Raw genomic sequence first — 11575 nt, forward strand, 5'->3', positions numbered from 1 at the left:
TATGGAGTTCCCGCTGGCTACTGAAGGTTTAGGCCAGGGCAGCCAATATCCGGTAGCTAAAACACCTTTTGCTACCGCATGGCGAATGATAATTGCCGGTAATAGCGCTGCAACCATTGTACAATCGCCTTTGGTTAACCACCTGGCGCAGCCAAACGCAATAGGAGATATCGATTGGGTTGAACCCGGCCGTTCGGCATGGAGCTGGTGGAGCGACCACGCCAGCAGCCGCAACATCACTACCATGAAACGCTTTGTTGACTTTGCCGCGAAAATGAAATTGGAATATTTTTTGGTTGATGCCAATTGGAATATACCTACCGAAGGCGGTACAATAGAAGACCTGGTTAAATATGCCAAAAACAAAAAAGTTGGCCTTACACTTTGGTATAACTCGGGCGGGCCGTATAACAATGTTGGCGAGCAGCCACGCGATAAGATGTTTAACCCCAAAATGCGCCAGACCGAGATGGAAAAGCTGCACGAATGGGGTGTAAAAGCCATTAAAGTAGATTTCTTCCAGAGCGATAAGCAGGAAATCATGAAACAATACATTGATATTTTGAAAGATGCCGCTAAAGAAAAGATAATGGTGATATTCCATGGCAGCACCATGCCACGGGGGTGGGCGCGAACTTATCCAAACTTACTATCGATGGAATCGGTTCGCGGTGCGGAGAACTACGGATGGTCTAACGATTTTGCGAAGGACGCCGCTAAGATGAACACTATTTATGTTTTCACCCGTAATGTTGTCGGGTCTATGGACTATACACCGGTTACTTTTTCAGATTACCAATGCTGCCCGCACACTACAACTAATACCCACGAGTTGGCGCTGAGTGTTATATTTGAATCGGGTATGATGCATTTTGCAGATAGCGATAAATCATACCTAAGCCAGGATAACACCGTAAAGGCATTTCTTACCAATGTGCCAAACACCTGGGACGATACAAAACTGATACAGGGCGAGCCGGGTAAAGATGCCATAATTGCCCGCCGCAAAGGTAAAAACTGGTACATAGCAGGCATCAATGGCGAAAATATCGCCAAGAATTACAACTTCAGCCTACCGTTTTTATATAATAAAAATGTTTACCACGGCACGTTATTCACGGATGGTAACACGCCTCGCACAATAGTGCATAAACACATTGTGCAGGAAAAGGATAATAAGGTTGCCATTACCATGATGCCTAAAGGTGGATTTGTTTTGGAGCTTAGGCCGCAATAATCAATAGTATTTATAAGAAAAGCTTGGCTAAAAATGGACTGCCCCCAATAAGTGTCTAACTTTTTGGGGGCAGTCCAAAATAGCCGGGCTTTTTAATTTACAGATCTGGACTAAAGCCATTATATTTATTGGACTATGTTATAACTGCCGCAGGTTTTCATATTTGGATAATGTTAAACCTTAAAATTTATTAAAATGTCTATTTCAGATGTTGTATTTCAGCGCGAATTGACGCTTGGTGCCGATGAATTTATTGATGTATTAAATCGCAGTACCCTTGCCGGGCGCCGCCCGGTTGATGATGCCGAACGCATACAGGATATGCTGCAAAACGCCAACCTTATTGTAACCGCGCGCATAGATGGTAAACTGGTAGGTGTATCGCGCGCGCTTACTGATTTTGCTTTTTGTACCTATTTGTCAGACTTGGCGGTTGACCAGGCTTATCAAAAGATGGGCATTGGTGTACGCCTAATTGCCGAAACCAAAATCCACTCGCCAAAGGCAAAGCTGATATTGCTGGCAGCGCCTGCAGCGGTTAATTATTACCCAAAAACAGGTATGACCAATTTTACCCATTGTTTTTTACTGGACGATGTGAACAACCTTAAACTGAAAGAATAGGAAGCAAAACCTTCAATATTGGCCTGATATTTCAGTGGGAGATACTTTATATCTAATCACATTTCGCCAGATCGGCATCAACCACATCAACGGGTATAGTGCCCATTTTATTACCAAACGAGTTACCAACATAGGTAAGTACCTTGGCAACATCAATGGCAGGCAGATCTACATTGGCCGGCATAGCGCCTTCATAGGCTTTTCCTTTTATGATTATAATGGTTTCCTTTATCCCGTATTTAACAAAGCAGCTCAGCTGGTTGCGGTTCTTGTTCAGGTAAGCCGAATCTGTAAGTGGTGGGATCAGGCTCGATAAACCTTCGCCGTTAGCGCCATGGCAGTTCTGGCAATTGGTTTTATAGATAGCCGCGCCGCCGGTGTAATAACGTTTAAAATCCTGCTCGGCATCGCTTTGGCAGGATATTACGATCACACAAATTAACAGCGTTAAAAAACCAATTACCTTTAGCTTCATTATTGGGCTATTTCGGTATTAACCTCGGCACGAAGGATCTTGATATCTTCTATCATTTTGGCAACCTGCTTTTCTTCGGTACCATCATAATATCCGCGGATGCGTTTCTGTTTATCAACCAATACAAACCAGCCCTGGTGTACATAACCACCGGGGGTACCGTCGTCTTGCTTTACAGCAACCAGGTAGTTCTTTTGGCCAAGTTCGTAGGTTTTTTCTTTATTGCCCTGTAGCAACCACCAGCTACTACCGCTGATGCCAAGCTTGTCTGCGTACTTTTTCATCACCGCAACGCTATCATGTTTTGGGTCGATGGTGTGGGATATGATCTTAAAATCGGGTACGCTCTTAAATTCGTTGTATACCTTTAACATATTGCGGTGCATTATCGGGCATATAGATGGGCAGGTAGTAAAAAAGAAATCGGCCACATAAATATCACCCTTTAGGTTTTTTTGGGTGATGGTATCGCCATATTGGTTCACAAACTTAAAATCTGGGATGGTTTGGTAAACAGTATCAACCACCTGTTTGCCGTTAACCGTTTTTGTAACCGCATCACGGTTGCCCATAATAGGCAGGGTAGGCTTATTGGAGCTGTTAAATTTACAGGCTGCTAATATTAAAACAATAAGTGCTAATGTCGCTAATTTTCTCATTTGGTGGTTTTGTTTTGCTTGATAAATTTTGCCGCAGCGGCCACAGTGTTATTAAAACTACTGTCAATGGCATCTATCAGTTTCTTTTGGTCGGTAAGGTAGGTCATTATCTCGTCGTGGCTTTTACCCTTATTTTCCGCGTCGAAGTTGTGCATCCAAGTCTCCATACGGGCATCTGTACTATCCAGAGCGATACTGTGTGTTTTGGCAGCGGCGGCGGTTACCTCGGTAGTTGTGCTGTTCCTTATCAAAGTATCCAGCTGCATCTTGTTGGTCATGATGAGTTGTTCTTTACCCATCACACGGTCGTGCACTTTTATTACTTCGTTAAACAGGTCTTTCTCTTGCTTTTTGGTATCGGTACAGCTAAAAATAATAAAGCTTAAAAATAATAAGGCTAATAATCTTTTCATTGTGTTAAATTGAAATGTTATACATTTTGGTTTAAGTTTCTGATGTAAAGTACGTAATCGAGCATGGGTAAGGTTGCCCCGTCCAGTTTTAATAGTGTGCCTATTTGTGCGCGATGATGCGTGCCATGATTTATTAAATGGGTAAGTATATCGGTTATGGTATTTTCGCAATACCCAACAGAGTTTGTGTAGCCTATAATATTTTCAATATCCTGTTCAGGCATTGCTTCTACACAAGCTACAAGCTGTTGGTGGTTATCATTGTTAATTGTAGTCAACGTATCTGCAGACCAGTTGGGCCATAGGTTGGCAGGAGGCGCGGTTGTTTTACTGAGCCGTTTTAACCATGTTTGCTGTGCTGTTAACAGGTGGGCCATCAATTCCACAGGTTTGCCCGTAGTAGCGGTTTGTACGATCAGCTCCGCTATTTTTTGATTAGCAAAATGGTCGTACTTAAGCAGGCGGATAAAATGGCTTTTCATAGCGGTAAAAGTAAACATCATTCGCTAAAATATTTTAATGCGAGGTTGATATTTATTGTCAGCTAATCGCAATTAATTTATATGCTGGTATATTACAGGCTTTAGCTTATCTACGTCAAAATCTCCGGAGTAAATCACAATTCCGGTTTTGTCTATCAGCACAACCTGTGGGAAAGCTGCCACACCGTAATCCTTATTTACCGATGGATCGGCGCCAAATACTACATTATAATTTACCGGGTGTTTTGTTATAAACGAGGTTATAGCGGTTTTGCTATCTTCTAAAGCCGCTTATTACTGCAACTATTGCCAAACACATTACTGCTGCTACGCAGCCATTAAAGATTTTCATGCGATAGGTTTTAAACAAAGATATTTTAAGTTAGCACATTTTCTGTTAACATTATAATAATGATACGCTGATGATAACTACACACTACCACTTTATATTTGAATAAACATAAATATCAGCACCATGAAGATCATCACAAAATTAGCAGCTATAGTAAGCGACCTGCGCGAGTGGTTGTTCCTTAAAAGCATGCGTTCGTCGTTCATACACTAAGTTTTTTAACGTAGCGCTTTATTTATACAATAATAATGTACATTTTGGGCTTCGCATCAGCTCAAATTAATGGATACCGAGAAACTGGATACATCTCTTTCTAAACAACTTTTTGGCGACGGTTTTGCCTGGGGAGTTTCTACTGCCGCGCTTCAAATAGAAGGCTCTTGTGATGCCGATGGTAAAGGCCCGTCTATATGGGATACTTTTAGTAGCCGTAAAGGCAAAATATTAAACGGCGATAAGCCACATACAGCCTGCGATTTTTATAACCGCTATCAAGAGGATGTAGACCTCGTTAAGCAACTCAATATCCCCAATTTCCGGTTTTCTATAGCTTGGAGCCGCATTTTACCAAACGGCACCGGCGAAGTTAACCAGGCCGGGATAGACCATTACAATAACCTGATAGACTACTGCCTGCAAAAGGGCGTAGAACCATGGGTAACCATTTACCATTGGGACCTACCACAGGCGCTTGAAGATAAAGGCGGCTGGACTAACCGCGAAATGGTAAGCTGGTTTAGCGACTTTGCCACCATTTGCGCCAAAGCATTTGGCAACCGCGTAAAAAACTGGATGGTAATGAACGAGCCTGCGGTATTTACCGGCGCCGGATATTTTTTAGGCATCCATGCACCGGGGCGTACCGGTTTACGTAACTTTTTACCGGCCATCCATCATGTTGTTTTAAGTATTGTAGCAGGGGCGAGGATCTTAAGAGAACTTGTGCCCGGTGCCAATATCGGCAACACCTTCTCCTGTTCGCATATCGAGCCATATGCCGATAAGCCAAGGCACATTAAAGCTGCTAAACGGGCCGATGCGCTTATCAACCGCCTATATATCGAGCCATTGTTAGGTTTAGGATACCCTACAGATGAAGTTACCGCTTTAAAAGGCATTAACAAATATATCTTACCCGGCGATGAAGCCAATATGAGTTTTGATTTCGATTTTATCGGTGTGCAAAATTATACCCGCGAGATCGTCAAATATTCCTTCTTCACCCCATACATTGGCGCCAGCTTAATTAAAGCGGAGAACAGGGGGGTAGAACTTACGGATATGAAGTGGGAGGTATTTCCACCGGCCATATATCATATGCTAAAAAAGTTTGATGCTTATTCGCAGATCAAGAAATTGATCGTGACTGAAAACGGTGCTGCATTCCCCGATGTGGTATTTGATAATAAGGTTAATGACCAGCGCCGCGTTATTTACCTGCAAAACCATGTCCAACAGGTTTTAAAAGCTAAACAGGAGGGTGTAAAGGTTGAAGGCTACTTTGTGTGGACGCTTACCGATAACTTTGAATGGGCCGAAGGCTACCAACCAAGGTTTGGTTTAGTTCACGTTGATTTTGACACACAGGAGCGCATTATCAAAGCATCAGGCCATTGGTTCGCTAACCTGCTTAGGTAAGTCGGTAGGTACGCTGCGCGATATGATGGGCAGGCTGATGAAGAATGTGCTGCCGATGTTGCTCTCACTCTCAAACCAGATCTTTCCGTAATGCTTCTCCATGATCTGCCTGCAGATAGATAAACCTAACCCATACGATTTTTCGCCGGATGTGCCCAGCCTTTGCGCGGTGGTAAACATATTGAAAACCTCGTCTTTAAGAGTATCCGGGATGCCTATACCGTGGTCTTGCACGGCAATAATTATCTTGCCATTTACTTCGGCAATCTTCACCTGGATCTCGCCACCGGTAGGGCTAAATTTAATTGCGTTACTAATGAGATTACTGATAACCCGCCAGATCTTCTCACGACTGATGTATAACTCCTGCTGCATGTTCAAGATATCCAGTAAAATCTTCTGGCCCTTTTCGGCGGCTTTAAAACGCAATAATTCTACGCTATTGCTTACTAACGAATTGATCTCAATTTGTTCAAGGTTTAGCGCTATAGCATTCATATTGGTAGCCTCCAATATCTCGTTTATCAGTTCCAGTGAATTGAAAGATGTTTCCTTAAGCAAGTTTATCAGTTCCTTTTGTTCTTCTGTGTAATCATCCTCGGACATCATGGTGGTGAGCGAAGCTATACCACCTATCGGGTTACGCAAATCGTGTGCTACGGTTCGCAAGATGCGGTCTTTCTCCTGGCTGCTGGTATTAAGTTCGTTAAAGGCTTTTTCTAAAACGTGGTTTTGATCGTTTATTTGCCTGTTAAGTAGGTTAACGGTCTCCAAATCCTGTTTAGAGCGCGTCCAGTTACGATAAACCAGAAATACGATTATTAACGCCATCGCCGCGAAAAATACGCTTACGCACAGGTAAATCGCTTGTAGCTTGTTATCGTTACTCAGTATGTTTATTTCGTGTTGTTTCTCGTAATTAGATAGTTGCTGGTTTACATCGGTCTGCATTAAAATGCTGGCGCGCTGTGCTATCGAATCTTTTAAAAGGTTATATTTCTGTATATGTGCTAACGCTTGTTTAAGGTCATTTTTCCGCTCGTAATAGTTTCCAAGTAACCGGTTGTAATCCGCCTCTGCGTCATCGTTTTTAACGGTATCTAACTGTGTGCGAATTTTAGCGAGCAAATTAAGCAGCAAGTCCTTTTGATCCAGATTTAAGTAGATCTGCCCAAGTTTTATCTCGGTTAACTCAGCGTCGTGATTGTCATAACCAGGTTTAAGGTTAATAGCGATACTTTTTTTAAGAAGATCGGCAGCTTGAGCGTATTTTTTTTGTTTGATATAGATATCGGCTATGTTGCCGTAAACCACGCCTTTTGCAGATTCTAAATGAAGTTTCCTATCAGGGTACCTAAAGCCATTCTTATCTATAAAAGCCAAAGCCTTATTAAAATAGGTAAGAGCGCTGTCCGGCTGCCCCATGTGGCGAAAACACAAGCCAACGTTATCCAATAATTCCTGGCGGCGATAGAATAAAACAAAGCCATCGCCCGAGTTTTTGAAGTTTTTATAAGTATCCTTAAAGTAGCTAAGGGCAAGTGGGTATTGGCCTTTTTTATACATGATCATGCCCATACGGTAGGTGTAATCGCCCAGGGCTTCAGCATTAATATTGGAACGGTTGCGGCCTATGTAGTAACCACGGTAATATGACTCGTAAGCTTCTGAGTATTGTTTTAGTTCAAAAAGCGCGTCGCCACGCGCAAAACTAACTTCGGCAACGTTACGGGAATGTGCTTTTGTATTGGTGATTTTATTGTTTATAGCAATCATGCTATCGGTGTAGGCCAGGCTTCGTTCAAACTGGCTTACCGTTTTTTGATAGTAAACAAAATGAAAACCATAAAAACGGTAACGGTCGTTAAGGGTAGGGTTGGGCAACTTGTTAAAAGCCGAATCCAAATAATCAAGGCCGGGTTTTACTTTACCTTGCGACCAGAGCCTCTCGGTGTTTTTTGCAATTGCCTGGAACTCTTCAGAAAATTCGCCGTCGTTGACTTTTTTTTGCGTGCAGGATGCAAAAATGAACAGAATTATATATACACAAGTATTCCTTGTTAAAATATAGGCATATCTATCTTTTAAAAAAATCAAAGCAATAGTGTATTAAGGGTACACGAATATAATATTTGCGAAGCAATCTTACTACTTATAGCTATATTTTCTTATAAGTTATTTGAATGCGTTTTCGCCTGTTACATCCATACCTGTAATTAACAAGTGGATGTCATGTGTACCTTCATACGTAATAACCGATTCAAGGTTCATCATATGTCGCATAATTGGGTACTCGCCGGTAATACCCATGCCGCCAAGCATCTGGCGTGCCTCGCGGGCTATATTTATAGCTATTTCCACACTGTTACGCTTAGCCATCGAAATCTGCGCGGCGGTGGCACGGCCTTCATTTTTAAGTGTAGCCAGGCGCCAAACTAACAGCTGCCCTTTAGTTATTTCGGTGATCATTTCGGCCAGTTTTTTCTGTTGAAGCTGGAAACCACCAATTGGTCGGCCAAACTGCACGCGCTCTTTTGAATAGCGCAGAGCAGTATCATAACAATCCATAGCGGCACCTAAAGCGCCCCATGCAATACCGTAACGCGCCTGGTTAAGGCAACCCAACGGGCCGTTTAAACCGGATACATTGGGCAATATGTTTTCTTTTGGAATTTTTACATTATCAAAAACTAACTCGCCGGTAGCGGAGGCACGCAACGACCATTTATTATGCGTTTCCGGTGTGGTAAAACCTTCCATACCACGCTCTGCAATTAAGCCACGGATCTTCCCTGCTTCGTCTTTAGCCCAAACAATGGCAATATCTGCAAAAGGGGAGTTGGAGATCCACATTTTGGCACCGTTTAATATGTAGTGATCGCCGGCATCTTTGATATTGGTAACCATGCCGCCCGGGTTAGAGCCATGGTCAGGTTCGGTCAATCCGAAACAGCCCATCAATTCGCCGCTGGCCAATTTGGGCAGATATTTATGCTTTTGCTCTTCGCTGCCGTAAGCCAATATTGGGTACATCACCAATGAGCCCTGCACCGAAGCGGTTGACCGGATACCCGAATCGCCACGCTCAATTTCCTGCATAATTATACCATAGGCCATATAGTCCAACCCAGCACCGCCGTATTCTTCGGGAACGGTTGGCCCGAATGCGCCAACCTCGGCCAAACCTTTTAACAAATGCTTAGGGAATTCCGCGCGTTGGGCATAGTCTTCAATCACGGGGCTTACTTCTTTCTTCACCCACTCGCGTACGCTGGCGCGAATTAGTTTATGTTCTTCGGTTAAAAGTTCATCTAAAAGATAGTAATCCGGTGCTTCGTACAGGTCGGTCTTAGCCATGGCATTATAAATTGGTTGTTCAAATATAGGGCATTAAATATGAGTTAAACAAAGCCAAAATCGTTGTTTTTGAATACCAAAAGGCACTTTATGCCAAAAAGCAGGTTTAAACCGTTTAAACATATTTTTTGGGTGAAAATCTTTTTTGAGAAAAACAACAAGCCTCATGCCGGCCCTCTCCAAAAGAGAGGGGCAAAACTTTTATCCGTTGGCTTCAGCCAACGGATAAGGATATGGGTACTTCCTGGCTTTAGCCAAACATATTTGCTTGTTTCTGCTAAAGCCATCTTTACCTACTTACCATCCCTTGAAAGGGACGGCAATGAATTATGCAGGGAGCTAACTCACCGCCCTACAAATTTAAAACCCGTTTCATTCCACAAATCAAATATTCCCTTACTTTTGAAATATGATAAAAGTAGCTTTAGAAGGCGCCGAGTTTTTTGCTTACCATGGTTTTTACCCCGAAGAGCAGGTGATAGGTACGCGTTTTTTGGTTGATGTACAGGTTGGGTTCTATGCCGATATTTATGTGGACGAGGATAACCTGCATAATACCGTAAATTACGAGGTTCTGTATAATATCATCGATGAAGAAATGCAGCATACCCGCAAAGTGATAGAAACTGTTGCGCAAAGCATACTTAACCGCATTAAAACCGAGTTTACTTTTATTGAGACTGCCGAGGTAACCATCCGCAAGCAAAGGCCACCGTTCCGCGGGCCGCTTAAACAATCGGTTATTACGCTTTTTTATACTAAATAATATGAGTTACCATAAAATTACTGTAGAGATCCTTAGTCAGCTAACCGCTATTGTTGGCGAAGAAAATATACTGACGGCCAAAGCCGAAATAGAGAACTACAGCCACGATGAAACCGAGGACCTGGTTTATTACCCCGAGGTAGTAGCCAAACCACAAACCGTAGAGCAGGTTTCGTTTTTAATGAAGGTTTGTAACGAGAACCTCATCCCTGTTACCCCGCGTGGTGCAGGTACGGGTTTAGCAGGCGGTGCGTTAGCTGTGCAAGGCGGCTTAATGATCTCCATGGAACGCTTCAACAAGCTTTTAGATATCGACGAGCAAAACCTGCAGGCTACTGTAGAGCCGGGGGTAATTACAGAGCTATTCATTAATGCTGTGGCCGAAAAAGGGCTGCTTTACCCGGTAGACCCGGCAAGTAAAGGCAGTTGCTTTATAGGCGGTAATGTGGCCAATTGCAGCGGCGGGCCAAGGGTTGTAAAATACGGTACCATCCGTGAATATGTATTGAATCTGGAAGTGGTGTTGCCAAACGGCGATATCATCTGGACTGGCGCAAATACGCTAAAATATGCATCAGGTTATAACCTAACCCAATTGCTGATAGGAAGCGAAGGTACGTTAGGCATTGTTACCAAAATAGTAACCAAGCTTATCCCAAAACCAACGCTGGATGCTTTGATGCTGGCTTCATTCGCTACTAACGAGGATGCCTGCGCGGCGGTATCAGCGATATTTAGGGCAGGGGTAGTGCCATCTGCACTGGAGTTTATGGAACGCCGTGGCATTGAATGGGTGATAGAACATGACGGCATCGCGTTCGACCTGAAAGATGGGATAGGGGCTTTCCTGCTGATAGAAGCCGACGGCACCAACCAGGACGTGATATTTGCCGATTGCGAGAAAATAAACGAAGTTTTAGAACAGCATAATTGCCAGGATGTACTGTTTGCAGATACATCGGCACAAAAGGAAGAACTATGGCGCATCAGGCGTACCATGGCAGTTTCGGTTAAATCAAACTCGATATATAAAGAGGAAGATACCGTTGTGCCTCGCGCAGCGTTGCCTCAACTGATAAAAGGCATAAAAGAGATTGGCGCTAAATATGGTTTCGAATCTGTTTGTTACGGCCATGCCGGCGACGGTAACCTGCACGTTAATATTGTTAAAGCAGGGATGAGCGATGTCGATTGGAACAGCAAACTAAAAGATGGCATCACAGAAGTTTTCGAGCTTACCGTTGCACTTGGCGGCACATTATCCGGCGAGCACGGCATAGGCCTGGTGCAAAAAGACTATATGGCCTTGAAATATACGCCCATGCACTTCGCTATCTGGAAAGGTATCAAAAACGTATTTGACCCGAACGGGATCTTGAACCCGGGGAAGATATTTTAGCGGATATATAAGCTACACGGTATAACAATTCGTTCAGTTATAATTTTATTGTGTATGAGGATTTAGACCTGCGGACAATGCTTTTACCTCCGATACTCATCCAGCCCATAATAGAAAACGCTATTTTACACGGCTTAATTGTAGACACTAAACCCGACGCACATTTGGAAGTA

11 protein-coding genes are annotated in these 11575 nt (G+C 43.2%); 5 read left to right on the forward strand and 6 right to left on the reverse strand.

All coding sequences use genetic code 11. The annotated features are described in order from the left end of the window. Position 1 precedes the first annotated feature (1 nt). Positions 2 to 1237 carry a glycoside hydrolase family 97 catalytic domain-containing protein gene (locus RHM67_RS12165; protein WP_322227013.1) on the forward strand — a complete coding sequence of 412 codons (1236 nt, stop codon included), beginning with the start codon at positions 2 to 4 and terminating at the stop codon, positions 1235 to 1237. Between the two features lie 195 nt (positions 1238 to 1432). Continuing rightward, on the forward strand, positions 1433 to 1861 hold the full coding sequence (locus tag RHM67_RS12170) for a GNAT family N-acetyltransferase (protein WP_322227014.1): 429 nt from the start codon (positions 1433 to 1435) through the stop codon (positions 1859 to 1861). A gap of 52 nt (positions 1862 to 1913) precedes the next feature. On the opposite strand, the gene RHM67_RS12175 is transcribed toward RHM67_RS12170, so the two are convergent. From RHM67_RS12175 to RHM67_RS12190, 4 genes are read right to left on the reverse strand one after another with little or no spacing between them, the layout of a single operon-like run. After that, positions 1914 to 2336: a cytochrome c gene (locus RHM67_RS12175; protein ID WP_322227015.1), complete on the reverse strand. Its 423-nt coding sequence runs from the start codon at positions 2334 to 2336 to the stop codon at positions 1914 to 1916. Beyond that, complete coding sequence (locus RHM67_RS12180) at positions 2336 to 2995, reverse strand: SCO family protein (protein WP_322227016.1); 660 nt, start codon at positions 2993 to 2995, stop codon at positions 2336 to 2338. Before RHM67_RS12180 ends, RHM67_RS12175 begins: the two co-directional genes overlap by 1 nt. Continuing rightward, the gene (locus RHM67_RS12185; protein ID WP_322227018.1) at positions 2992 to 3408 is read right to left on the reverse strand and encodes a hypothetical protein; all 417 of its coding nucleotides are present in this window, start codon (positions 3406 to 3408) and stop codon (positions 2992 to 2994) included. The genes RHM67_RS12180 and RHM67_RS12185 overlap by 4 nt, the downstream gene beginning before the upstream one ends. Positions 3409 to 3425: 17 nt before the next feature. Further along, the gene (locus tag RHM67_RS12190) at positions 3426 to 3890 is read right to left on the reverse strand and encodes a DinB family protein (protein ID WP_322227020.1); all 465 of its coding nucleotides are present in this window, start codon (positions 3888 to 3890) and stop codon (positions 3426 to 3428) included. A gap of 634 nt (positions 3891 to 4524) precedes the next feature. Between RHM67_RS12190 and RHM67_RS12195 the strand changes: the two genes are divergently transcribed. Next, on the forward strand, positions 4525 to 5880 hold the full coding sequence (locus tag RHM67_RS12195; RefSeq protein WP_322227021.1) for a GH1 family beta-glucosidase: 1356 nt from the start codon (positions 4525 to 4527) through the stop codon (positions 5878 to 5880). Here RHM67_RS12195 and RHM67_RS12200 read toward each other — a convergent pair. Beyond that, positions 5848 to 7977: a tetratricopeptide repeat-containing sensor histidine kinase gene (locus RHM67_RS12200; RefSeq protein ID WP_322227022.1), complete on the reverse strand. Its 2130-nt coding sequence runs from the start codon at positions 7975 to 7977 to the stop codon at positions 5848 to 5850. The genes RHM67_RS12195 and RHM67_RS12200 overlap by 33 nt on opposite strands. 78 nt (positions 7978 to 8055) lie before the next feature. Continuing rightward, entirely contained in the window at positions 8056 to 9237 is a 1182-nt protein-coding gene (locus tag RHM67_RS12205; protein ID WP_322227023.1) for an acyl-CoA dehydrogenase family protein, read from the reverse strand. A gap of 409 nt (positions 9238 to 9646) precedes the next feature. Here RHM67_RS12205 and folB point away from each other — a divergent pair, with 409 nt between their 5' ends. Both folB and RHM67_RS12215 read left to right on the forward strand, forming a co-directional pair. Then, positions 9647 to 10003: a dihydroneopterin aldolase gene (gene folB, locus RHM67_RS12210; RefSeq protein WP_322227025.1), complete on the forward strand. Its 357-nt coding sequence runs from the start codon at positions 9647 to 9649 to the stop codon at positions 10001 to 10003. 1 nt (position 10004) lies between these two features. Further along, positions 10005 to 11402 (forward strand): FAD-binding oxidoreductase, encoded by a 1398-nt coding sequence (locus RHM67_RS12215; protein ID WP_322227027.1) that lies wholly within the window; start codon positions 10005 to 10007, stop codon positions 11400 to 11402. Positions 11403 to 11575: the final 173 nt, after the last annotated feature.

This window comes from Mucilaginibacter sp. 5C4 (assembly GCF_034345625.1).
GTDB lineage: Bacteria > Bacteroidota > Bacteroidia > Sphingobacteriales > Sphingobacteriaceae > Mucilaginibacter > Mucilaginibacter aurantiaciroseus.